The organism is Mesorhizobium sp. WSM4829 (genome assembly GCF_055811475.1).
On sequence record NZ_JBVVQJ010000045.1, the window covers coordinates 1 to 22324 of the forward strand.

A 22324-nucleotide genomic window follows, 5' to 3' on the forward strand; every position below is an offset into this window, starting at 1 on the left:
AAAAGCATCTGCGGGTGCCGCCAAATGTGGTGAATTACCTTACGCGAGCGCACTCCCGAATGCTCTTGCGCTGAAGGTCAGGTTCCCGACCTCGATTTGGAGGTTCAAGTCTGCAACGCCCAAGGTCGTCAACGGGTCGGCTCGAGCCATTGCGCGAAGGGCAGGTTTGGAGAAGCGCCGCGAATGACAGGCTATGGCGCACGTGGGCGGTTGGTGCGTTCCGACTTCAGATTGCCTGATGAGGCTCGGCAAGGGCCGGCCTGGGTGGTGAGTCGACGCTCCACGCGAACTCACGGAATGGCCGGGATGCGTACAAAATGGATATTGACGATGAAACGTCAGAGCGAGTCGGAGCGCGCCCCGGGCCCGTTGTCACCGACAGCCTTATTGTTTGCCAAGTGGTGAAGTGAATGCTATAGTTCACCACATGGAAAACTGTAGCTTCTCTTTGGACACTGCATTTCACGCGCTCGCGGACTCGACCAGAAGGGCGGTGATCAGTCGTTTGATGAAGGGGCCGGCCCCGGTCAAGGAACTCGCTGAACCCTTCGACATGGGTCTCCCTGCATTCCTGAAGCATCTATGCGTGCTTGAGGAAAGCGGGTTGATAGCGACCGAAAAGAGCGGCCGTGTTCGAACTTGCCGGATACGGCCCAAGCACTTGTCGGAAGCAGAGACATGGCTTTCTGAGCAACGTGCACTCTGGCAGGCAGGCGCCGATCGGCTTGCCACCTATGTGGAAAACCAAATGACAGAGGACGATGACGAATGACTGCCGTTAACAATGAGCTATCCATCTCGCGCCTCATCAATGCCGCGCCGAGCAAGGTCTGGAAGGCGTGGAGCAAGCCCGAACATCTGGCGAGGTGGTGGATACCCCATCCAATCGAGTGCAAGGTCGTCAAGTTGGATCTGCGCCCTGGAGGCGGCTTCGAGACGCGGATGCGCGAGGGCGACGGAGACTTCAAGCCCCATGTCAAAGCCTGTTTCCTCGACATTGTTCCTGAGCAGCGTCTGGTGTGGACGACGACTCTCGGCGAGGGCTGGCGGCCGACAGAACCCTGGCTGGCACTGACAGCGATCATCACATTTGCAGCCGAAGGTAACGGCACCCACTATTCAGCCCGCGTGATGCACAAGAACGCCGCCGACAGCCGCAAGCACGAAGAAATGGGCTTTCAGGAGGGTTGGGGCACAACGATCGACCAGTTGGCGGCCTTCGTGGAGCATCTGGAATAAATCTGTCCTGAAGACCGCAAAGTGCGACCCATCCCGGAAAGACCGAGACGGGGCTCAATCAAGCCATTCATTGCACTGTCGCGAATGACGGCAAGGGGTCGGCTCGAGCCATTGCGCGAAGGGCAGGTTTGGAGAAGCGCCGCGAATGACAGGTTATGGCGCAAGGCAGTCATTGACGAACAACCGCGTCGCCTGCTTGTCTTCCCCTCTTGCCATCCCCATCACCTTCCCCTAATCTCCCTCTGAGAAAACCTTTTCCCAAATCACCTTGCATCTGCTGACCTCACCAGTCGGCGTCTCGCAGGTGATTAGAGAAAACCTTTTCCCAACCAAGGAATTCGCCGCGCCCATGGTTTCCGACGCCTCGCCAGCGCCCGCCAAAAACCCGGTCACCCTCCGTGAGGTGGCCGCTACCGCCGGCGTCAGCGTGGCCACGGCCTCAAAAGCGCTGAACGGGCAGGGGCGGATGACCGCCGAGACCCGCGAGCGTATTCGCGAGACGGCGCAGCGGCTTGGCTTTCGCCCGAACAGCCTGGCGCAGAGCCTGTTGCGCCGGCGCTCCTTTACCGTCGGCCTGTTGACCAACGACACCTATGGCCGCTTTTCGCTGCCGGTCATGTCGGGCATTTCGGATGCGCTGGTCGACAAGGGCGTCTCGGTGTTTTTGTGCAATGTCGAGGACGACCAGCGCCTCGGCCAGCTGCATGTCGACGCCATGCTCGACAAGCGTGTCGACGGCATCATCGCCACCGGCAAGCGCATCGATCGCCACCTGCCGGTCGACTTGTCCAATCTCGGCGTTCCCGTGATTTACGCCTTCACCCAGCCCGATCCCGGTGCCATCGCCTTTGTCTCTGACGATGCCGGCGGCGCGCGCCTGGCGGTCGAGCATTTTTGCCGGCTTGGCCGGCGGCGCATCGCCCATGTCAGCGGGCCGGCGAGTTTTGCGGTGGTGCACGCGCGGGCACAGGCCTATCGTGACGTGCTGACCGAGAAAGGCTTGCCGGTCATGGAACCATTGCTCGGATCGTGGTCGGAAGCGTGGGGGCACGAGGCGGTGAAGACGCTTTTCGACGGCAAGCTGTCGAAGCGCGGGGGCGAAACGCCCGATGCCGTGTTTTGCGGCAACGACCAGATCGCGCGCGGCGTCATCGATGCGCTGCGCGAGCGCGGGCTTGGCGTGCCGGGCGATGTCGGCGTCATCGGTTTCGACAATTGGCAGATCGTCGCCGAGGCAACCCGCCCGCCGCTGACCTCCGTCGACATGAACCTGGCGGCACTCGGGCGCGAGGCCGGCCTCACCTTGCTTTCGCTCGTCGGCGGCGAACCCGCCGAGCCGGGCATCCGAAAACTGCCGTGCCGGCTGGTGGTGCGTCAGTCATGCGGCCGTCCACCGGACGGCTGAGATCAAGACGCCGTGCGGGGAGCACGGCCTAAGCAGAACCATCAGGAGGAGAACCATGAGAACTATGATTGCCGGGCTCGCTATTGCCGCGAGCATCCTGAGCTTTCCGTCCGCCGCCGCCGAGACCGCGAACATCTGGGTTCGCGCCGACGGCTCGAACTTCATGCCGCGCATCGTCGATGCCTTCAACAAGGGACATGAGAACCAGATCAAGCTGGACATCATCCCCAATGCCGAGATCATCCCGAAATACGGCGCTGCCGCCGCCGGCGGCACGGCGCCCGATGCGCTGTCGCTCGATCTGATCTACACGCCGTCCTTCGCCGCCGCCGGCCAGCTGGAAGACATCACCGACTGGGCGAAATCGCTGCCTTATTTCAACAGCCTGTCGCCGGCGCACGTCAAAACCGGCACCTACAAGGACCGCATCTACGGGCTGCCTTTCTCCGCCGATAGCTCGGTGCTGATCTGGAACAAGAAACTGTTCAAGCAGGCCGGCCTCGACCCTGAAAAGGGGCCGACCAACTGGGCCGAGATCGAGGCCTATGCCGAAAAGGTCAACGCGCTTGGCGGCGATATCAAAGGCTTCTATTTCTCCGGCAATTGCGGCGGCTGCAACATCTTCACCTTCACGCCGCTGATCTGGGCCTCGGGCGGCGACATCCTCACCGAGGACGGCTCGAAGGCGACGCTCGACAGCCCGCAGCTGCGCGGCGCCATCGATCTTTATCGGTCGATGGTCAAGAAGGACCTGGTGCCGGCAGGCGCGCAGACCGATACCGGCTCCAACTTCTTTGCGGCGTTTGCCGCCGGCAATATCGGCATCTCGCCGTCCGGCGCCTTCGCCATCGGCGCGCTGAACACGCAATACCCAGACATCGACTACGGCGTCACCTTCCTGCCTGGCAAGGATGGCGGCTGGTCGTCCTTTGCCGGCGGCGACAATTTCGTCGTCACCAAGGGCACCACCAAAATCGCTGTCGTGAAGGAGTTCCTCGATTTCGCCTATTCGCTCGAGGGCCAGACCATCCTGGCGAAATACGGCAGCCTTCCGGTGCGCGGCGACATCGCCAACGAGGCGCTGAAAGACCTGGACCCGCGCTACAAGATCGCCGCCGAGGCCATGGCCAAGGGCCGCACGCCCTATTCGGTGGTGTTCAACGACCTGATCAACTCCGCCAACGGTCCGTGGAACCAGATGGTCAACGAGGTCTTCTTCGGCGAGGACGTCAATGGCGCCATCGCCAACGCGCAGGAAACCATGCAGTCGATCATCGATTCGGCGCCGCAGCAGTAAGCGCCGGCTTACCTCCCCCTTGAGGGGAGGTCGGACCGCAGGTCCGGGTGGGGTCGTTGCGGCAGTGCTCGACGTTCTCTTTGCGTCGGCGCGCGTCAGAGGCGACCCCACCCCCGGCCTTCGGCCGGACCCTCCCCTCAAGGGGGAGGGGGACGTAGCGCTAACGAGAGAGCAGGCATGACCTCCATCGCAGCCATCTCCACCCCAGCCCGCCCCAGAAAACTGGTCGGCGCCGGCCGCCGGCAGTGGGTCGGCCTGATCTATGTCGCGCCGGCCGTCGCGCTGGTCGTCGTCTTCTTCATCATTCCGCTTGGCATGACGGCGTGGATGTCGCTGCACAACTGGCCGCTGATGGGCGCGCACTCGTTCATTGGCCTCGACAATTACTGGGCGATCCTGCGCGATACCAGGTTCTGGAACGCGCTCAAATTCACCGGCTACTATACGGTGATCGTCACCATCGCGATCTTCGTCGTCGCCTTTCCGCTGGCACTGTTCATCGAAAGGCCACGGCCGCTGACCGGCTTCTACCGGACGTCGTTCTTCATGCCGGCCGTCATCGGTTTTGCCTCGGCCAGCCTGCTGTGGTCGTGGCTGCTCAATGTCGATTCCGGCCTGTTCAGCCCGGCCGCCTTCGAGCTCGGCCTGACCGAAAGGAAGGTCAACCTGCTGGCGACGTTCCAGCCGGCGTTCTGGTCGATCATTGCCATGGTCGTCTGGAAGGTGGCGGGTTTTACCATGATCATCCTGATGACCGGCCTGCAATCGATCCCGCCGGATCTGCAGGAGGCGGCGATGATCGACGGGGCAGGGCCGCTGGCGCGGTTTCGCGCCATCACCCTGCCGCTGATGCGCCGCACGCTGGCGCTGGCGCTGATCCTGTCGGTTGCCGGCTCGGTGCTCGCCTTCGACCAGTTCTACATCATCCTGCGCGGCGGACCGCGCAACCAGACGCTGACCGCCGTCTACTGGATTTTCAACCAGTCGTTCGTGTCGTTCAAGCTCGGCTACGGCGCCGCCCTGTCGATGGTCCTGCTGGTCATCCTGGTCGCGCTCAGCCTGATCCAGCTGCGGCTGCTGCGCCAACCGGAGGGCGTCGACTGATGGCGCAGGCACGAAGCCGCAAACGCCGCATCGGCATGCAGATCGCCGAGCACGCGACGGGCATCATCGCCTCGCTGCTGTTCCTGGCGCCGATCGTCTGGACCGTGCTTTCGGCGTTCAAGCCGGCGCAGGAATCGCGCCAGCCGCCGCTGCCGCCCTGGCCGACGACGGGTTTTTCGGTCGAGAATTATGCCACGCTCAACACCTTCGGCGACGGCCTCTGGCTGCCGGCGCAAAACAGCATCTATGTCTCGGTCATGACGGTGGTGCTGTCGGTGATCGTCAGCGTGCTGGCCGGCTACGGCTTCTCGCGCTTCCGCTTTCCGCTGAAGAACCTGCTCTTCGTCCTTATCCTGTCTACGATCATGATCCCGTTCCAGTCGATCCTGACGCCGATCTTCCTGGTGCTGACCAAGATCGGCCTGCACAACACGCTGACCGGGCTGGTCTGCGTCTATGTCACGCTGCAGCTGCCGTTCTCGATCTTCATGATGCGCAACGCCTTCGACGCGGTGCCGCGCGAGATCGAGGAGGCGGCGCGCATGGACGGCGCCAACAATGTCACCATGCTGCTCAGGGTGATGCTGCCGCTGGTCTGGCCGGGCATCGTCACCATCGCGCTGTTCGCGTTCCTCGGCGCCTGGAACGAGTTTCTGGCGGCGCTGGTGCTGATGACCGACCAGTCCAAATTCACGCTGCCGATCATGATGACGGCGCTGCAGTCGGGCCGCTTCGGCGCCATCGACTGGGGCGCGGTGCAGGCCGGGGTCACCGTGATGATGGTGCCATGCCTGGTGCTGTTCCTGCTGCTGCAGCGCTTCTACATCCGCGGCCTCATGGCAGGGGCCGTGAAGTGACCAATCGAACCGAACCGGAGTAAATTGATGACCGCATCGCAATCCGCCAAGCCGGCTGCCGAGCTGGACAAGCCGAAACGTGCCTTCCGCCCGCTGCCGGTGCCGCAGGTCGATGTGCGCGGCTTCTGGGGCGACCGTGCCGATGCCGTCGCCACCACGACCGCCGGAATCCTCTATGATCGCTGCGTCGAGGCGCGCATGCTCGAGCAGATCGATCCGGACCGGCCATCGCCGGGCGTCGTCATTCCGTTCCACTCACCTTCGCCGGACGAAGCAGCCACCGCCGGCAACGAATTCACAGGATCGACGGTGACGACCCAAATGTTCTGGGACTCCGACTGGGGCAAGACCATCGAGACCGCCGCCTACTCGCTGTACCGCCGCCGCAATGACGCGCTGGAGAAGAAGATCGACGCCGTCATCGACATGTACGCCAAGCTGCAGCAGCCCGACGGTTATCTGTCGAGCTGGTACCAGCGCATCCAGCCGGGCTTGCGCTGGACCAATCTGCGCGATTGCCACGAGCTCTATTGCGCCGGCCATCTGATCGAGGGCGCGGTCGCCTACTTCCAGGCGACGGGAAAACGCAAGCTGCTCGACATCATGTGCCGCTATGCCGACCATATCGCCGAGACCTTCGGCGCCGAGCCCGGCAAGAGGAAAGGCTATTGCGGCCATGAGGAGATCGAACTGGCGCTGGTCAAGCTCGCGCGGGTCACCGGCGAGCAGAAGTACATGGACCTGGCAAAATACTTCATCGACCAGCGCGGCCTTGAGCCGCATTATTTCGACGAGGAGGCGCGTGCCCGCGGCGCCGACCCAAAAGCCTATCATTTCAAGACCTACGAATACAGCCAGTCGCACAAGCCGGTGCGCGAGCAGGACAAGGTCGTCGGCCATGCGGTGAGGGCGATGTATCTCTATTCCGGGATGGCCGATATCGCGACCGAATATGGCGACGACACGCTGCGGGCGGCGCTCGACCGGCTGTGGGACGACCTCACCACCAAGAACCTCTACATCACCGGCGGCCTCGGGCCGTCGTCGCACAATGAGGGCTTTACATCAGACTACGACCTGCCCAACGAAACCGCTTATGCCGAGACCTGCGCTTCGGTCGGACTGGTGTTCTGGGCGAGCCGCATGCTCGGCATGGGCCCCAATGCGCGTTACGCCGACATGATGGAGCGGGCTCTCTACAACGGCTCGATTTCGGGCCTGTCGCTCGACGGCTCGCTGTTCTTCTATGAAAATCCGCTGGAAAGCCGGGGCAAGCACAACCGCTGGAAATGGCACCGCTGCCCGTGCTGCCCACCCAATATCGGCCGCATGGTCGCCTCGATCGGCAGTTATTTCTACGGCCTGTCCGGCGATGCCCTTGCCGTCCATCTCTATGGAAACAGCACGGCTCGTTTCGATATCGCAGGAACGCAAACGGAGCTGCGCCAGGCCAGCAACTATCCATGGGACGGCGCGGTCTCGATCACGATCGAGCCCGAGGCGCCGACGACATTTACCTTGCACCTGCGCCTGCCGGCCTGGTGCCGCAAGGCGGCGCTCAAGGTGAACGGGGAGGCGGTCGATCTGCAGGCGGTCACCAGCGACGGCTATGCCGCGATCCGGCGCGAATGGCGCAAGGGCGACCAGGTCGAGCTCGACCTCGAAATGGCCATCGACCGGCTCTATGCCAACCCGCAGGTGCGGCAGGATATCGGCCGCGTCGCGCTTGCCCGCGGCCCGCTGATCTATTGCGTCGAGGAGACCGACAATGCCGGCCAGCTGCACCGCATCGCCTTGCCGCCGACAGCCGAGATCGAGGCGCATCAGCAGCCGAACCTTTTGGGCGGCGTCGTGACGCTTTCGGCTGTTGCCAGGAAAGAGAAGTTTGAAGACTGGGACAACGGCCTCTACCGCCCCGAACCGCCGGCGGTTGAAGAGTCAAAAATCACCGCTGTGCCGTATTTTGCCTGGGACAACCGCGATCCCGGCGAGATGCTGGTCTGGCTGAGAGACTCGTGATCCGGGGACGATGATGATGCCGCCGACGACAGGGATGTCTTGAATTTGCCCCGGCGGCGCTAATTTAGAGGGGAGAGTGGCGCTAGCCACTCGAATGGGTGGAGGCAGAGTTGGCGCTCGAAGATGTCGCGCGTCCGAGCGCTGGTGCTCGCGCCATGGTCATGACCGTCGCGGCGGTGCCGTTGCTGTTCGTGATCGGTGGACTGGCCATCCGCTATACGGCTTTTGCTTCGGTGTCGGAGGAAACAGGTTTTGCGGCTTATGCCCGTGCGCTGTGCCGGTGGGATTGCGCCTGGTACATTGGCATCAGCGAACAGGGCTATGAGCGTTTTCCCATTCCAAACCACAGCAATGTCGGTCGCTGGAGCTTCTTCCCGCTCTATCCGATGCTGGTGGCGGCGATCCGGTTTGTTTTCCCATACCCTACGATACTGATCGCGACGGTCACCTCGATTGCGTGCAGCTACGCCGCCTGTCTGGTGGCGTGGCCGCTGCTCGAGAAGAACATGCGTGCCTATATACTGTATTGCGCGTTTCTGCTCAGCGGGCCGTTCTCGTTTCACTTCACGACCTTCCTGAGCGAACCGCTTTTCGTGCTGCTGACCTCGTGCGTTTTTCTGGCGCTCAAGCGCTCCAGCTATCTCGCCGCGGGCGCTTCATCGGCGCTGCTGTCGGCGACCAGGCTGGTCGGAGTCTTCGTCGTCTTTGCAACCGTCATTCAAATGTTCAGCGAGCACCGCCGGCAGGGCGGATCGGCGCTGTCTTTCCCACGCTGGCTGCTTGGCCGACCGGATCTGCTGGTCGCTGTCCTTATCTCGCCGGCCGGTTTGTTCGCTTACATCCTGTTCCTGTACCTCACCGTCGGAGACGGCTTTGCATTCCTGCACATCCAGCGCGCGTTCGGACGGGTGGCCGGCAATCCGCTGGTCTTTCTATGGGACGGGCTCTCAGCTGTTCCGACCACCGGATGGCTGCCCACGGCGCCGCAATGGAGCGCGCTCGCCGCGATCGCCGGACTGGCGCTGTCGGCCGTCCTGGCGGTACGCAGGCAATATGGCGCGGCACTGTTCTGCGCGCTCTGCATCATCCTGCCGCTGATCACCAACCTGGCCTCAATGGTCAGATATGTGATTGGGCTTGCGCCCCTGACAATGTTGCTCGTCGTCCTGTTGTCGGCGTCGAGGCTCATTTGGCTCGCGGCTTTGGTTCTCTTCCTTGGCGCCTGTTATTTCATGACTGTGGCGTGGATCGGAGGCTATCTTGCCCTGGTCTGACATTCCGGCCCCGTATCGGCGCGCCGCCTCGCTTGGCGGCTACGCGCTTGCGGCAGTTCTGGCCGGGTCCGAGATCGTCATCCTAGCGCTTGCTCTCAATCCGAACGTCAACGCCGATTACCGCGCCTACTACATCGATCAGACGACGACCTGCCTCAATCGCGATGCGACCGGCAGCTACACACTTGGCCAGACGGTGTCGTTCCGGAGCGACGGCGCCAAACGGGCAGCCAGCATAAAGGTCTGCGGCTGGTCGGGGTCGGCAGGCGACGGCACCCATTCGCTAGGCGAGACCTCGCGGCTTCGCGTGAAGATACCGCCGCTCCGCGACAGCCTGATGGCCACGCTGCAAATGGCCGCCGTCATTCGTCCACCGCAGATCACGCAAAGGGTGGTGATCTCGGTGAACGGTGTTCGGGTGCATGCGGAGACGCTGTCTGGCAAAGAACCACGAACGGTCTCGTTCGTCGTTCCACCGGCGGCTCTCGGCAAGGCCGATACACTCGAAATCGCCTTCGACTATCTCGACGGCATTCCGCCGACTCCGGCCGCCAGCGACATCTACAAGCGCTCCATCAAGCTGGTGTCGTTGCGGCTGGATGCGATTTGAGATCACGCTCAAAATCCTGCAGTCCATGCGTATCATGAACGCGCGCAATAGGCGTGTTCACAGAACGCTGCATTACAGCCAATGAAGAGCATTGCGTGCGCTGGCGACCAGCACGGGCTCGCAGCGTACCAGCAGTGCCGAGCGTGTCTTAGCGAAAGGTCTCCGGCCCGGGGCGCGCCATGGCCTGCTCGCGAGGTGTTTTGTCTGCGGCCGCCATGATCAAGCTGGCGAAGCGCGTGAGATCCACATTGCCGCCACTGACGATGACACCGATGCGCTGGCCTCGCAGGCTTTGCGATTCACTGCGAACCGCCGCCGCTGCAAGGCAACCGGTGGGTTCGACCACGATTTTCATGCGCTCGGCGAAAAAATGCATCATTTCGATGAGCGCGTCGTCGCTGACCGTGGTGATAGCGGCAACCTTGTCGCGGATGACAGGAAAATTATGCGCGCCCAGATGGGTGACGACCGCGCCATCGGCGATGGATTTCGGCACTTCGATGGTGACGACCTCACCCCGGGCGAGGGATTGCTGACCATCATTGCCGGCCTCCGGTTCAACCCCGACGACCCGGCAGGCGGGCGCGCATTCCGCCGCCGCCAGTGCGGCGCCGGCGAGCAGGCCGCCACCGCCAAGGCAGACATAAAGGGCATCGAGCGAGCCGGCCTCCTGGATAAGTTCAAGTGTCGCCGTGCCTTGCCCGGCAATCACATCGGGGTGGTCGTAGGGTGGAATGAGGGCGGCTCCCCGCTCGGCGGCGATCCTGCCGCCAATCTCTTCGCGGTTCTCGCTGTAGCGGTCGTAGAATATCACTTCGGCGCCATAGCCGCGGGTGGCACGCACCTTCAGCTCGGGCGCATCCCTGGGCATGATGATCGCTGCCTTCACGCCCTTGATCGCGGCCGCATAGGCCAGCGCCTGCGCATGATTGCCCGAAGAATAGGCCACCACTCCCCGTGCCCGCACCGAAATATCCAAGGCCAGAAGCGCGTTCATGGCGCCGCGGAACTTGAAGGCGCCGCTACGCTGGAAGTTCTCGCACTTGAAGAACACCTCGGCGCCGGTGAGCTCGTTGAAGGTGCGCGAGGTCAGCACCGGCGTCCGGTGGGCCAATCCGGCGAGGCGCGCCGCGGCGGTCAGAACATCGTCGAATGTCGGGATATTGAGGGGCATTGCGGGTCGCCTTCTTCACTTTGCCGATGGTGGGCCGGCCGATGGGCTGGCTTGTCTGCGACGATACGTGTTTGCGCGAACCGGCGAGCGCATTCGATGGGAAGCTCGGCGCAACATTCGCCCGAATGACGGGCGACAAACCGCAGGAAATGCGGCTCGTTGGCCAACACCGCTGTCTTCCCCCGAGAACCGCTGGCTAGAATGAGGGAAAGCCGGGGAGATGTCATGTCCGTCACCGCAGACGAGTCGCAGCTGGTGCTGCTTGCGGGCGATCAGGTCGCGCCGCTGTTGGAGCCGGATGCCGTCCTCGATGCCGTGCGGCGGTCCTTCGAGCTTCACAGTGCGCGCGAAGGCAGGGTCTTTCCGCTTGTGCGCGAGAAGCTGCATACCGGCGGCATTTTCGGTATCAAGTCGGGCGACGTGCCGAAAGCCGATCTTCTGGGCTTCAAGGCAGCAGGCTTCTGGCCAGCCAACCGCGAGGCCGGCAAGGAGCCGCATCAGGCGACCATCGTGCTTTTCGACCCGCACACCGGGCGTCCCTTGTGCATCATCGACGGGAACGCCATCACCACCTTGCGCACAGGGGCGGCTGGCGCCATTGGCCTGACCCTGCTGGCCCGCCCCGAAAGCCGGTCGATCTGCATTTTCGGCACCGGCACCCAGGGCCGGATCCAGCTGCGCCTGGCACTGCGTGAGATGCCCGGTCTGGATGCCATCCAATACCTGACGGCGGACGGCCGCCCCGACGCGGCGTTCGAGGCGGCATTCGAGGATTTCGCGCCGGCCCATTCGAACCAAGCCGCCAAAGCTGTCGGCTCGAGCGATATCATTATCACCGCGACCCCTGGCAGCGGGCCACTGTTTCCGGCAGAAGCGGTGCGGCCCGGCACGCACATCAACGCCGTGGGTGCCGATACGCAAGGCAAGCGGGAACTGCCCGACGGCCTGCTTCGCCGGGTACGGCTCTTTGCCGACGACTGCGAGCAATCGGCCGCTGTCGGCGAAGGCCAGTGGGACACCGGCTGCCGGGCGACCGAAATCGGCGATCTTCTGACCGGAAAAATGCCGTTCACGCGCGATGCCGCCGACATCACGGTCTTCGACATGACCGGGCTCGCGCTGCAGGATCTGACGGTCGCGGAAATGCTCTGGCGACAGGCCAGAAGCCGGGGCACAGGGACGCGCGTGCCATGGCGCTGGTAACGCGGGAGAAACAGCCAATGACGACCAGGACCGTCCATTTGTTCAATGCGCGGAGCGGCATATTGGCCGCCATTTTGCTACAGGACGAGGTCGATGTGGCTCCTTTCGGCGAAGCCCCGGAGGTCGGCCATCTCGTTCGCATCGGACCAAATGCTCCTGCTCTCGATCACCTGGATATCGCCATCGGCGACGCGGTCGCCGAAAAACAGGAACGATAGGTCGGGGTCGCACCGTTTGGATGTCCAGACCAACCCGTCGGCGTCGGGGCGACTCTGGTGGATGGCCAAGGCCCATTGACCAGTGATGGGATAGTAAAACGCCGTTGTATCGATCAGATCCTGTCTGGTGATATTCCACCTGGCAAGGTCGGGCGTGAACAGGGGGACAAGAACGAGCGCCCGCTTCAACCGGACCACCGCGTGATTCAATGGTTTTATGCTGTCGGTTCCAACCGTCTTGTCGGGTTCGTCGAATGGGATGTCGTGGAAGATTGTCTCGTGGACGGCGCATTCGAACGACGTCGCCGCATACTGGGTCGGTATCTTTCCGAACTCGAGCGGGGCGAAGCGGCTGCGACGCCCGAGGCCCGGATTGAAGGCGTTTGCCGTAAACTGGCGGTCGTGGACACGGTGAAGCTGTGTGCCTGAATCGAGCCTGTATGTATTGGATGCCGGAAAAGGGTGCGGCGGCGGCTTTATCATCCGACGATTGGTTCCGCTTCCTCCGCTGCCGCCCCGACGACGGCATCCGCGTCGTTCAGGCATTGAGCTGGTTTGCGGCCGTTCAGCCAGCCGTTAGGCGATGTGAACCAAAAGGCCGTCTGCCAGCCCGACTTCCTCTCGCCCAGGAGCCGGAGGACTCGTGAAATTGTCTCATGCGGCTGTCCGTCCTGGAACTGGAACGCGGGGAAATACTCCACGCCGTTGTACCTGACGGAAAAGATCTTCCCGCTGCCCTTCCAGCGCGACGTGGTCATGCTCTGGTTCTTGGAACCATGGCCGGCAGCTTCGGCGACTTGCTTGCTTGTCAGGCATGGCCACGCCTCAAAGAAACGAGACCTGGCTCTTGCATTGCTGTCCAACAGAAGCTGCGTCGTGTCGGTGTCAGGCGGCGAAGGCATGTAGACCGACACCAGGGCATCGATCTTGTCCTCCGTCAGTTGCTGTTGACGTGATTCGACTATGGACGGCACGCGCTCCATGATGTCGTGTACGGTCTTCCGAACCAGCGGGTTCTCGTTCCTGAGAACCACGACCACCATATCGGACGGGCGCGATTTCTTCGTCGGCGTCACTGTTTTGGCAATCGCCTCTTGAATCCGCCTTCCGATGGCTCCGAGCTTGCCGGGCTTTCCTTTCCGGGCAATGCCGGCTTCCCTGGCAGTCTTTCCTGCTGGCGTTGGTTTGCCGGGCGACATCCCGGCCTGCAGTGCCAACGCGAACTCGTCTCCGTCGAATATTTGCATGTCGCGCTGCTTTTCCATATTTTTTCGCCTGCATGGTTATTTAGGTTACCAAATGCACCATTAACCTAATTCACCTCTGCTCGGATTTCAACCGCGTTCTGGTTATCGAGCCGGCTCTTGGATGCGGTGGCGGTTGCTGCCTAAATGGCGGAACCATTGACCTTTGGTTCAACGACGATGAGACGCTTGAAAACCGCTTGGCACAAGTTGCCTGGCGCTAGACCCGACGCTGGGGCGGCGAAACCAGGACGATCGCTCAGCGCCCTTTGCTGTCGCCAGCGGTCGATCGCATCAGAAGGCGCCGACTTCCATTTTGGATCTGTCCGCGAAGCGTGACAGGCGGAATGGCGTCGGATCGACGCTTGCCGCGTCACCGGCGACCAGATCCGCCGCCAGATGGCCAATGCCGGGGCCGGCGCCGAAGCCGTGTCCGGAACAGCCTGCGGCGACGAACGCTCCGCCGATGCTGTCCACCGCCGAAATCACCGGTACTGCGTCCGGTGTGAAGTCGATATACCCGCCCCAGGAGGACACGATGCCGGCATCGGCAATGGCGGGGAAGAGGGCCTTTATCTGCGTCATGATGCTTGCCGCCATCCGCTTGTCCGGAGCGGGATCGAGGACGCGGATGCGCTCAAACGGGGTCGGCCTGTCGAGATGCCAGCGACCGAGTGTTTCCGGGCCTGCGAAGAACGAGCGACTTACGCCGATCTCGACGGCCTTCAGCCGTTTGATGAACATCGGCAGAAACGCGCGGGCAAAGCGGATCCCCTGCGGCGTGATCTCGAGCGTCGCCCTGCCGCTGGCGGCTATCGTGTAGCTGCCGTCGATCCGGCGCGTCAGGGCACCGTCAGAGGTAAAGATTGCCCCGCCAAGATCCGGTGCCGGACCGGTCCGCAAGGTGGTCTGACGGACGCTGGCCTGCGGCAGCGAAACCGCATGCATGCGCAGGAAAGCAGAAGCCCAGGCGCCGGCGGCGCACAGCACCGCGCTGGTGCGGATCAGGCCTTTCTCGGTGACGACGCCGCTCACTTGCCCATTGGTGATATCCAGGCCGCGTGCCGCGCAGTTCTGATGAATGGTCGCGCCACGCTTGCGGGCGCCCTCGGCGATCCGCGGGGCGGCCAGCCAGGGCTCGGCCTTGCCATCGTCTGCCGCGTGGACGCCGCCCAGCCATTTGCGGCCGCCAGCCGCGGGAACGGCGGCAGTGGCCTCCTCGGCCGTAAGCATCCGCGTCTTGACGTCGAACCGCCGTGCAACCGCGCGCCACTTGTCCCATTCGGCGAGCTGCTTTGGATCGTCCGTCGCATAGATGAGCCCGCAACGGCGGAAGCCAAGGTCGTGCCCGATCTCTTCGGTCAGCTCTTCCCACAGCCGCAGCGCCAGATTGGCAAGCGGCAATTCACGTGCATCGCGGTTCTGCCGGCGGCACCAGCCCCAGTTCCGGCTCGACTGTTCGCAGCCGACATAGCCCTTTTCGATCAGCGCCACCGACAGGCCGCGCCGCGCCAGGGAATAGGCCGCGCTGGCGCCGACAATCCCGCCGCCGATCACCACGACTTCCGCTGACCTGGGGAGCGTTTCATCGCTGCTGATGTGGTGGATTAAAGGGGACATGGCGGCCTCGGCGATCAATGATAACTCGCAGTATCGGTGACCGGCGCCGCAGAATGCACTGACTGCAGCGGCATTTTGGTATTTTTGCACCGAATCTCGCCGGCATTCGGCGAGTGGCGCGGAAGAGGCGGTTCTATCGTCCTGTCAGTCTTCCCACTCCAACAGTCCTGGTGCTCATGAACACCCAGTCCGTCACATTCGAACCTTTTGAAGCGCACCATCTTGAGGAAGCGACGGACCTGTCGCGAGCGGCCGGCTGGCCGCACCGGAAGGAAGACTGGGCCAGGATCTGGTCCCTGAGCGAAGGTCAGGTCGCGTTGGAAGGCGGCAGGGTGGTCGGAACCGCCTTCATGACCCCTTTCGGAAGAACCTGCGCAACGCTCAACACCATCATCGTCGATGAGGCAATGCGTGGTCGCGGGCTGGGACGGCGGCTGACCACCACCGCGCTCGAGCAGGCCGGCGACCGCGAGTGCCGCCTTACCGTCACGGCCGACGGACTGCCTCTTTATGAAAAGCTGGGTTTTGTCGCGACGCACGATGTTCGGCAGCACCAGGGCACCGTCGGGCAGGTCAGTGCGCCTCCGGCCGTGGAATGGATCAGGTCCGAGCACCTTCCGACACTCACCGTGCTCGATCGCGCCGCCTTCGGTGCGGATCGTGCCGCGCTCATGAACGCCTTGGCAGGCGAGGGACGGGTTTGCGGCCATCACCAACGCGGACGGCATCGCGGCCTTCGCGGCCGTGAGGGCATTTGGCAGGGGTGAGGTCGTCGGACCGGTCGTGGCGCAGGATCGCGATCAGGCGAGAGCCTGGTTGCCTTCATTCTCTCCGGAATGCAGGGCCGCTTCGTGCGCATCGACATCCCTGAAGACGCCGGCCTTTCACCCTGGCTCGAAGGACTGGGGCTCGCCCATGTGGGCGGGCCGGTTGCCATGCTTCGGGGCGCAAGCAATATCCCGGGTTCCACGAACGTACGCATCTTTGCCCTGGCCAGCCAGGCCCTCGGCTGAGGCCAACTCAGAAGGTCATGGATCAGGTGGAGCGGTCGCTGTGCTCGCCGGGTCCTCGCTGCGCAAAAACCCATCGGTCGAGCATGAGAAGATTGACCGCCGGAACAAGCAGGCATGTAACCACAATGGCAATGATCGGCGGCAGGCCGAGTTTCGCCGTCAAAAGCGCCGGCGCCGCGTAAGCCACGGCAAAGCCTGTCGCCGTCAGCAGGAGAAAACGCGCAGCTTCCGATCGATGCGATCCATTCGACATGAAGGTTACCGATTTATGGGCGAAATATGAAAACACGGCAGCCGCGGCGTAGGCCGCGAGCGACGCCTGGACCGGCGAAAGGCCGATCCATTTCGATTCGACCAAACCGATAGCCAGGGCAGCATACAGGATTGTCGCGGCGATGCCGACCAACCCGAAGCGCGCCAGCAGCTTCAGCCCGGCGCCGGCAGTCGAACGGTCCTCAGACATGCGCGCTGCACGCATACTGGGCCCCGAGCGGCAGAGGCGCGAGCAGGCGCTCGAGTCGTCTGGCGAAGGACCTGGCCGACGGCAGCAGCAGGAAGTGCTCGGATCGAATATCCTGAAAACCCGTCTCCTGAAAAAGCGACCTTGCTTTGGCGGCGTTGAGCAGGACCGCGTCCCGGTCGAACGGACACCGCAACACCGCGAGACGCGTCAGCGGATTATAAGGGTTATGCTCGATGATGCAGGCGACGCCGCCCGGCCGCACGACGCGCCGCATTTCCCGGAAGAAATCGAGCCAGGAGGCGGGCGGAACGTGATGGACGACGCAACTGGCGAAAGCCAGATCGAACGAGCCGTCGCCATAAGGCAGGCGCGGCGTCGTGCAGGCCCGGTAGCTCACACACGGATTGTCCTGGCCGGCGCGCAGGATCGATTGTGCCGAGACGTCGCAGCCATCCAGGCTCTCGAACGCGCCTTCGAGATAAGGGTGGAGCGACCCGACGCCGCAGCCGATATCCAGCGCCCGCACCCCGCCCTGTCGAAGCCCACGCTCGACGGCGAGACGCCGCAGCAGGTCGGCCTTGGCGATCAGAAAAAAGTCGTGCCCGAGTCCGGAAAACCGGATGGATCCTGCGACCGCCTCGCCATAGTTCGATTTATAGCTGTCGAAGAGTTCGGCCATCAGCCGAGGCTCCGTTCCTGGGTTTTCGAAACGGTCGACGGCTGTCACTGGCGGCACGCATCGCCTTGTCGAAGCCGGCGACCCGATCGATCACGTAAAGCGGACGGCGTTTCACCTCGGCGTGGATGCCGCCGACATAGAGCCCGACCACGCCGGTCATGAAAAGATTGATGCCGCAAAGCAGCGACACGATCACCACCGTGGATGTCCAGCCGGCAATGATGCCGGTTTCAAAAATCCAGGCGAAGATGGCGTAAATGCCGAACAACACCGCAAGCGCGGAGATCGCCAATCCGCCCCACAGCGCCATGCGCAGCGGCTTCTCGGAGAAGCTTACGATGCCGTGAACGGCAAGGTGCATCATCTTCCAGAATGGGTATTTGGTCTGGCCAAGGGTCCGCGCCGGGCGTTCGAAAGGCACCGCCGTCTGCTTGAACCCCATCCAGGCGAACATGCCCCTGACGAAACGGTCGTGTTCGGGCATTTGCTTGAAGGTTTCCAGAGCCTTGCGCCCGACCAGGCGAAAATCGCCGACGTCGCGGGGGATGTCGACCGACGTCATCTTCTCCAGCAGGCGGTAGAAGAGACTCGCCGTCAGGCGCTTGAACCAGGATTCGCCCTCACGCTTGACACGGCGGGCATAGACGATCTCGAAGCCTTCCTTCCACTTCGCCACCAGATCGAGGACCACCTCGGGCGGGTCTTGCAGGTCGGCATCCATGACGATGACGGCATCACCCGCAGCCGCATCCATGCCGGCGGTGATCGCGACCTGATGGCCGAAATTGCGGGAAAGCTCGATCAGCCGGAAGCGCGGCTCGACGGCGACGACGTTGCGAAGGTATTCGACGCTCCCATCGAGGCTGCCGTCATCGACGAAGATCGCCTCAGTCTCGCCGTCCAGCCGGCCGATCAGCGAACTGATCCGCTCGATCAGTCGCGGCAGCACCTGTTCTTCATTGTATATGGGAAGGACCAGCGAGTACCGCGGCGGCGAAACGTTCACCGCAGTCCTGATGCTTTGGATCACAGGGTCTCGCATGCCGTTGAAAATGGAACGCAAGCTACAAAGTTCCAAGGACATACAAGAAATCGCTAAATTTAGCGGTTTCGGCCAGGTGCCGATCATGCGTGGAAAGGAACACAGGCGTTACCGCAATCGAACGTCCACTTGTGGTCGGAGCACGGCGTCAATGGGCTATCGCCCCTCCCAAACCGCCGCGAAGCAACCTTTGAGGACCCGCTTCGATCATGCCGCCCAAAACCGGGTGTCTGCTGGCCGATCTACCCCGCTTGCCACTTCTGCCATTGCACAAGCCACATCAGAACAATAGATGGTGCGGAGCGGCCGCCCCTTATGTCAGGCGGAAAAACAGGACTATGCGCATGACCGATACGCTGGACTCAGCGAAATTGACCGACCGGGTCGCGGCCCTGGTCGAGGCTGCCAAACGGGCCGGCGCCGACGCCGCCGACGCGGTTGCGGTGCGCGGCCGTTCGACCGGCGTGTCGGTGCGGCTTGGCAAGGTCGAGGGCACCGAGGCGTCCGAGAGCGAGGATGTCTCGCTGCGCGTCTTCGTCGGCAAGCGGGTGGCGAGCGTCTCGGCAACCGCTGCCTCCGACCCGAAAGCGCTAGCCGAGCGCGCCGTGGCGATGGCGAAAGTCTCGCCGGAAGATCCCTACCAGGGCCTCGCCGATCCGGCCTTGCTGGTCAAGAAGCCGCGCGACCTCGATCTGTTCGATCCGACGGAAGTCTCGGCCGACCAGTTGAAGGAAGCGGCGCTGGCCGCGGAAGCGGCGGCCCTTGCCGTCAAGGGCGTTACCAATTCGGCCGGCAGCGGCGCCAGCGCCGGGCTCGGCGGGCTGGTGCTCGCCACCTCGCACGGCTTTGTCGGCCATTATGTCGCCTCGCGCTTTTCGCGCTCGACCAGCGTCATCGCCGGCGAGGGCACCGGCATGGAGCGCGATTATGAATTCTCCTCGCGCCAGCATTTCTCCGATCTCGACGCGCCCGAGGACATCGGCCGCAAGGCCGGCGAACGCGCGGCGCGGCGCATCGGCGCGCGCAAGGCGGCGACCGGGCCGGTCGATGTGGTGTTCGACCCGCGCGTCGCCCGCGGCATCGCCGGCCATCTCGCCGGCGCCATCAATGGCGCCTCCGTCGCGCGCAAGACCAGCTTTCTGCGCGACATGATGGGCAAGCAGGTGGCGGCGGCCGCGATCACCGTCACCGACGAGCCGCTCCGGCTCCGTGGCCAGGCGTCGCGTCCGTTCGACGGCGAAGGCATCGAGGGCGAAAAGCTGCTCATGGTTGAGAAGGGCGTTTTGAACCACTGGTTCCTGTCGACCTCAGTCGCGCGGGAATTGGGGCTGACCACCAACGGGCGCGGCTCGCGCAACGGCTCCTCGGTCTCGCCGTCATCGACCAATCTTGCCATCGAGCCGGGCGAGCAGACGCCCGAGGACCTCATCAAGTCGCTCAAATCAGGCTTTTACGTCACCGAGGTGTTCGGCCAGGGCGTCGACATGGTGACTGGCGAGTACAGCCGCGGCGCTTCCGGCTTCTGGATCGAGAATGGCGAGCTCGCCTATCCGGTTGCGGAAGTGACCATTGCCTCGAACCTGAAGACCATGTTCCTCAACATGGTTCCGGCGAGCGATCTCGATCGCAATTTCGGCACCGCCGCACCAACGCTGCTGATCGAAGGCATGACCCTTGCCGGAGCTTGACCAGGTCGCCTCCGCCGCCGGGGCTCGTGAGGATCTGCCGCTGCTGCGCGACGCTGCCCGCGAGGCGGGCGCCATCGCCATGCGCTATTTCGGCAACAATCCGCAAGTGTGGATGAAGGGCGGCACCTCGCCGGTGAGCGAGGCCGATCACGCCGCCGACGCCTATCTGCGCCAAACCTTGCTTGCAGCGCGGCCGGACTATGGCTGGCTGTCGGAGGAGACGGCCGACGATCCGGCAAGGCTTGCCGCCCGCCGCACCTTCGTCGTCGATCCGATCGACGGCACGCGCGGCTTCCTCGAAGGCCTGCGCTCCTGGTGCGTCAGCGTCGCGGTGGTCGAGGACGGCCGCACGCTTGCCGGCGTGCTCGAATGTCCGGCCACCGAGGAGACCTATTGGGCGCTGCCAGGTGAGGGGGCGTTCCTGAATGGCCGTCGCATTGCCGTGCGCCGCCCGGCAGCGATGGTCGAAATTGGCGGGCCGAAGCCATTGATCGCCCTGATGCCGGCGGAATGGCAGGGCCGGCTGAGCCGCGTGCCCTATATTCCCTCGCTCGCCTACCGGCTGGCGATGGTCGCCAATGGCCGGCTCGACGCGACCTTCGTCAAACCCAGCGCACATGACTGGGACATCGCCGCGGCGGATCTCATCCTGCGCGAGGCCGGCGGCGCATTGCTCGACCAGAAGGGCCGCGCACCGCGCTATGCCGGCGAAGTGATCCAGCACGGCGCGCTGGTCGCCGGCAGCGGCGAACTGCTCGCCGTCCTCTCCGCCGTCGTCGCAGGGCTGGGCGGTTGAACATATCATCAATGGTTCCAAAGTCGGCGGCTTTGGTCTAGACCTGTCACAAACTCACGATATGTGAAGGACCGACATGACCGCGGAAGACGGCAAGAAGCAGCTTTTGCACCTGGTGTTCGGCGGCGAACTGAAGACGCTGGGCGGGACAGAATTCCGTGATCTCGACGCGCTCGACATCGTCGGCATCTATCCCGATTATCAATCCGCGCAAACGGCGTGGAAAGCCAGGGCCCAAGCCAGCGTGGACAATGCCCACATGCGTTATTTCGTCGTTCACCTGCACCGGTTGCTCGACCCCGACAACAAGCCTGCCGGTTGACATGGATGGATCATGAAGGCGTGAAAGGGCCAGCCACGAGGTCCGCGGCAAGGCGGCGCCGCGGTGGCACCCCGAAGACATTCTGGCGCAAGATACGCGAACCGCTGGCGCAATCGCGATTCGTCAAGAACGCCATCGCCAGCCTGTTTGCGCAGTTCGTTCGCCTCGTCCGCCTGACCAATCGTGCTGTCGACGGATCGGTGCAGATGTCGGGCGGCGCCCACTCGCAGTTCGAACCCGCCATCATCGCGCTGTGGCACGGCCAGCATCTTCTGACACCGGCCTACTATCCGGGCGGACGGCCGCTGGTCGCCATGGTGTCGCGTAGCGCCGACGCCGAGCTCAACGCACTGATGATCGAGAAATTCGGGATCGAGGCGGTGCGCGGCTCGGGCGGACGCGAAAGCTCGAAGCGTCGCGACAAGGGCGGCGCCAAAGCGCTGATCGCCCTGAAAAAGTCACTCGCCACCGGCAAGAACGTCGCCATGATCGCTGACATTCCACATGGCACGCCGCGCGACGCGGGGCTTGGCATCGTTCTCCTGGCGCGGCTTTCGGGCCGCGCGATTCTGCCCCTCGCCATCGCCACCAGCCGCCGCAAGGTGCTGGAGCGCAGTTGGGACAAGACCACGATCAACCTGCCGTTCGGCCGCTCCTCGATCGTGCTTGGAGCCCCGGTGTTCGTTCCGGCCAATGCGGACGAGGCAGAAATGGAACGCAAGCGCCAGGAGGTCACGGCCGCGCTCAACGCCGCGACCGCCGAGGCCTACCGCCTCGTGGATGGCTCAAAATGAGCGAGCGCTGGGCGCGCACTTTCCTGACGGCGTATCGTTTTGCAGGCGCAGCCGCCTATCCCCTGGCCGGGCCCTATGTCGCCTGGCGCACCTCCAGGGGCAAGGAGGACCGAATTCGCCGGCGCGAGCGCTATGGCATCGCCGGGCGCGGGGGGCCCCCCCCCCCCCCGCGGGGGGTTTGATGTGGGGGCGGCGGGGGGCCGCGCGCCGGGGGGGGCCGGGGGGGGGGGGAGAGGCGGGGAGGGGGGACTAGAGGGAGGTGG

The 22324-nt window shown here is 63.6% G+C and carries 22 protein-coding genes and 2 pseudogenes; 17 read left to right on the forward strand and 7 right to left on the reverse strand.

Annotated features, from left to right (window positions below; genetic code table 11):
• The 10 genes from AC0L17_RS29530 to AC0L17_RS29575 form a co-directional block, all read left to right on the forward strand.
• On the forward strand, positions 1-187 hold a 187-nt coding region (locus AC0L17_RS29530; RefSeq protein ID WP_473518363.1), incomplete at its 5' end, for a hypothetical protein.
• A 240-nt stretch (positions 188-427) separates the two neighbouring features.
• The gene (locus AC0L17_RS29535; RefSeq protein ID WP_473518364.1) at positions 428-772 is read left to right on the forward strand and encodes an ArsR/SmtB family transcription factor; all 345 of its coding nucleotides are present in this window, start codon (positions 428-430) and stop codon (positions 770-772) included.
• The gene (locus tag AC0L17_RS29540; RefSeq protein WP_091600503.1) at positions 769-1239 is read left to right on the forward strand and encodes an SRPBCC family protein; all 471 of its coding nucleotides are present in this window, start codon (positions 769-771) and stop codon (positions 1237-1239) included. Before AC0L17_RS29535 ends, AC0L17_RS29540 begins: the two co-directional genes overlap by 4 nt.
• Before the next feature lie 349 nt (positions 1240-1588).
• Positions 1589-2644, forward strand: a complete 1056-nt coding sequence (locus AC0L17_RS29545) for a LacI family DNA-binding transcriptional regulator (protein ID WP_473518365.1) — start codon at positions 1589-1591, stop codon at positions 2642-2644.
• A gap of 55 nt (positions 2645-2699) precedes the next feature.
• Entirely contained in the window at positions 2700-3941 is a 1242-nt protein-coding gene (locus AC0L17_RS29550; protein ID WP_128169790.1) for an ABC transporter substrate-binding protein, read from the forward strand.
• A gap of 177 nt (positions 3942-4118) precedes the next feature.
• Entirely contained in the window at positions 4119-5045 is a 927-nt protein-coding gene (locus tag AC0L17_RS29555; RefSeq protein WP_473518366.1) for a carbohydrate ABC transporter permease, read from the forward strand.
• The gene (locus AC0L17_RS29560) at positions 5045-5902 is read left to right on the forward strand and encodes a carbohydrate ABC transporter permease (protein WP_023802294.1); all 858 of its coding nucleotides are present in this window, start codon (positions 5045-5047) and stop codon (positions 5900-5902) included. The genes AC0L17_RS29555 and AC0L17_RS29560 overlap by 1 nt, the downstream gene beginning before the upstream one ends.
• A 27-nt stretch (positions 5903-5929) precedes the next feature.
• Positions 5930-7921 carry a glycoside hydrolase family 127 protein gene (locus AC0L17_RS29565; protein ID WP_473518367.1) on the forward strand — a complete coding sequence of 664 codons (1992 nt, stop codon included), beginning with the start codon at positions 5930-5932 and terminating at the stop codon, positions 7919-7921.
• A 110-nt stretch (positions 7922-8031) separates the two neighbouring features.
• Positions 8032-9195 (forward strand): hypothetical protein, encoded by a 1164-nt coding sequence (locus tag AC0L17_RS29570; protein WP_473518368.1) that lies wholly within the window; start codon positions 8032-8034, stop codon positions 9193-9195.
• Positions 9182-9805: a hypothetical protein gene (locus AC0L17_RS29575; protein WP_091600508.1), complete on the forward strand. Its 624-nt coding sequence runs from the start codon at positions 9182-9184 to the stop codon at positions 9803-9805. Before AC0L17_RS29570 ends, AC0L17_RS29575 begins: the two co-directional genes overlap by 14 nt.
• 148 nt (positions 9806-9953) lie before the next feature.
• Here the strand turns inward: AC0L17_RS29575 and AC0L17_RS29580 are convergent, their stop codons facing one another.
• Entirely contained in the window at positions 9954-10979 is a 1026-nt protein-coding gene (locus AC0L17_RS29580) for a threo-3-hydroxy-L-aspartate ammonia-lyase (RefSeq protein WP_473518369.1), read from the reverse strand.
• A gap of 225 nt (positions 10980-11204) precedes the next feature.
• On the opposite strand from AC0L17_RS29580, the gene AC0L17_RS29585 reads away from it, so the two are divergent.
• Complete coding sequence (locus AC0L17_RS29585; protein WP_473518370.1) at positions 11205-12182, forward strand: ornithine cyclodeaminase family protein; 978 nt, start codon at positions 11205-11207, stop codon at positions 12180-12182.
• A gap of 77 nt (positions 12183-12259) precedes the next feature.
• Here AC0L17_RS29585 and AC0L17_RS29590 read toward each other — a convergent pair whose 3' ends face one another.
• The 3 genes from AC0L17_RS29590 to AC0L17_RS29600 all read right to left on the reverse strand — a co-directional run bounded on the left by AC0L17_RS29590 (position 12260) and on the right by AC0L17_RS29600 (position 15264).
• On the reverse strand, positions 12260-12946 hold the full coding sequence (locus AC0L17_RS29590; protein ID WP_473518371.1) for an RES family NAD+ phosphorylase: 687 nt from the start codon (positions 12944-12946) through the stop codon (positions 12260-12262).
• A complete protein-coding gene (locus AC0L17_RS29595) occupies positions 12880-13665 on the reverse strand; it encodes a hypothetical protein (protein ID WP_473518372.1) in 786 nt (261 codons plus the stop codon). Before AC0L17_RS29595 ends, AC0L17_RS29590 begins: the two co-directional genes overlap by 67 nt.
• 273 nt (positions 13666-13938) lie before the next feature.
• The gene (locus AC0L17_RS29600; RefSeq protein WP_473518401.1) at positions 13939-15264 is read right to left on the reverse strand and encodes an NAD(P)/FAD-dependent oxidoreductase; all 1326 of its coding nucleotides are present in this window, start codon (positions 15262-15264) and stop codon (positions 13939-13941) included.
• Positions 15265-15440: 176 nt separating this feature from the next.
• Between AC0L17_RS29600 and AC0L17_RS29605 the strand changes: the two are divergent.
• Positions 15441-16277 (forward strand): annotated as a pseudogene (locus AC0L17_RS29605) (GNAT family N-acetyltransferase).
• Between the two features lie 22 nt (positions 16278-16299).
• On the opposite strand, the gene AC0L17_RS29610 reads toward AC0L17_RS29605, so the two are convergent.
• From AC0L17_RS29610 to AC0L17_RS29620, 3 genes are read right to left on the reverse strand one after another with little or no spacing between them, the layout of a single operon-like run.
• Positions 16300-16740: a GtrA family protein gene (locus tag AC0L17_RS29610; RefSeq protein ID WP_473518373.1), complete on the reverse strand. Its 441-nt coding sequence runs from the start codon at positions 16738-16740 to the stop codon at positions 16300-16302.
• Positions 16733-17419: a class I SAM-dependent methyltransferase gene (locus AC0L17_RS29615; protein WP_473518374.1), complete on the reverse strand. Its 687-nt coding sequence runs from the start codon at positions 17417-17419 to the stop codon at positions 16733-16735. Before AC0L17_RS29615 ends, AC0L17_RS29610 begins: the two co-directional genes overlap by 8 nt.
• Entirely contained in the window at positions 17394-18449 is a 1056-nt protein-coding gene (locus AC0L17_RS29620) for a glycosyltransferase family 2 protein (RefSeq protein WP_473518375.1), read from the reverse strand. The genes AC0L17_RS29615 and AC0L17_RS29620 overlap by 26 nt, the downstream gene beginning before the upstream one ends.
• Before the next feature lie 356 nt (positions 18450-18805).
• On the opposite strand from AC0L17_RS29620, the gene AC0L17_RS29625 reads away from it, so the two are divergent.
• The 5 genes and pseudogenes from AC0L17_RS29625 to AC0L17_RS29645 form a co-directional block, all read left to right on the forward strand.
• Positions 18806-20149: a TldD/PmbA family protein gene (locus AC0L17_RS29625; protein WP_473518376.1), complete on the forward strand. Its 1344-nt coding sequence runs from the start codon at positions 18806-18808 to the stop codon at positions 20147-20149.
• Entirely contained in the window at positions 20136-20945 is an 810-nt protein-coding gene (locus AC0L17_RS29630; RefSeq protein WP_473518377.1) for a 3'(2'),5'-bisphosphate nucleotidase CysQ, read from the forward strand. The genes AC0L17_RS29625 and AC0L17_RS29630 overlap by 14 nt, the downstream gene beginning before the upstream one ends.
• Before the next feature lie 76 nt (positions 20946-21021).
• Positions 21022-21267 carry a DUF4170 domain-containing protein gene (locus tag AC0L17_RS29635; protein ID WP_128188004.1) on the forward strand — a complete coding sequence of 82 codons (246 nt, stop codon included), beginning with the start codon at positions 21022-21024 and terminating at the stop codon, positions 21265-21267.
• A gap of 5 nt (positions 21268-21272) precedes the next feature.
• The gene (locus AC0L17_RS29640) at positions 21273-22061 is read left to right on the forward strand and encodes a lysophospholipid acyltransferase family protein (protein WP_473518378.1); all 789 of its coding nucleotides are present in this window, start codon (positions 21273-21275) and stop codon (positions 22059-22061) included.
• Positions 22058-22210: pseudogene (locus AC0L17_RS29645) on the forward strand (3-deoxy-D-manno-octulosonic acid transferase); the annotation flags it as partial. The gene AC0L17_RS29640 and the pseudogene AC0L17_RS29645, both read left to right, overlap by 4 nt.
• Positions 22211-22324 lie beyond the last annotated feature (114 nt).

What these genes read in the sequence shown, in the direction of transcription:
- AC0L17_RS29535 (WP_473518364.1), top strand. Translation starts at nt 428, where the DNA reads ATGGAAAACTGTAGCTTCTCTTTGGACACTGCATTTCACGCGCTCGCG.
- AC0L17_RS29540 (WP_091600503.1), top strand. Translation starts at nt 769, where the DNA reads ATGACTGCCGTTAACAATGAGCTATCCATCTCGCGCCTCATCAATGCC.
- AC0L17_RS29545 (WP_473518365.1), top strand. Translation starts at nt 1,589, where the DNA reads ATGGTTTCCGACGCCTCGCCAGCGCCCGCCAAAAACCCGGTCACCCTC.
- AC0L17_RS29550 (WP_128169790.1), top strand. Translation starts at nt 2,700, where the DNA reads ATGAGAACTATGATTGCCGGGCTCGCTATTGCCGCGAGCATCCTGAGC.
- AC0L17_RS29555 (WP_473518366.1), top strand. Translation starts at nt 4,119, where the DNA reads ATGACCTCCATCGCAGCCATCTCCACCCCAGCCCGCCCCAGAAAACTG.
- AC0L17_RS29560 (WP_023802294.1), top strand. Translation starts at nt 5,045, where the DNA reads ATGGCGCAGGCACGAAGCCGCAAACGCCGCATCGGCATGCAGATCGCC.
- AC0L17_RS29565 (WP_473518367.1), top strand. Translation starts at nt 5,930, where the DNA reads ATGACCGCATCGCAATCCGCCAAGCCGGCTGCCGAGCTGGACAAGCCG.
- AC0L17_RS29580 (WP_473518369.1), bottom strand. Translation starts at nt 10,979, where the DNA reads ATGCCCCTCAATATCCCGACATTCGACGATGTTCTGACCGCCGCGGCG.
- AC0L17_RS29585 (WP_473518370.1), top strand. Translation starts at nt 11,205, where the DNA reads ATGTCCGTCACCGCAGACGAGTCGCAGCTGGTGCTGCTTGCGGGCGAT.
- AC0L17_RS29590 (WP_473518371.1), bottom strand. Translation starts at nt 12,946, where the DNA reads ATGCCTGAACGACGCGGATGCCGTCGTCGGGGCGGCAGCGGAGGAAGC.
- AC0L17_RS29595 (WP_473518372.1), bottom strand. Translation starts at nt 13,665, where the DNA reads ATGGAAAAGCAGCGCGACATGCAAATATTCGACGGAGACGAGTTCGCG.
- AC0L17_RS29600 (WP_473518401.1), bottom strand. Translation starts at nt 15,264, where the DNA reads ATGTCCCCTTTAATCCACCACATCAGCAGCGATGAAACGCTCCCCAGG.
- AC0L17_RS29610 (WP_473518373.1), bottom strand. Translation starts at nt 16,740, where the DNA reads ATGTCTGAGGACCGTTCGACTGCCGGCGCCGGGCTGAAGCTGCTGGCG.
- AC0L17_RS29615 (WP_473518374.1), bottom strand. Translation starts at nt 17,419, where the DNA reads ATGGCCGAACTCTTCGACAGCTATAAATCGAACTATGGCGAGGCGGTC.
- AC0L17_RS29625 (WP_473518376.1), top strand. Translation starts at nt 18,806, where the DNA reads ATGACCGATACGCTGGACTCAGCGAAATTGACCGACCGGGTCGCGGCC.
- AC0L17_RS29635 (WP_128188004.1), top strand. Translation starts at nt 21,022, where the DNA reads ATGACCGCGGAAGACGGCAAGAAGCAGCTTTTGCACCTGGTGTTCGGC.
- AC0L17_RS29640 (WP_473518378.1), top strand. Translation starts at nt 21,273, where the DNA reads ATGGATCATGAAGGCGTGAAAGGGCCAGCCACGAGGTCCGCGGCAAGG.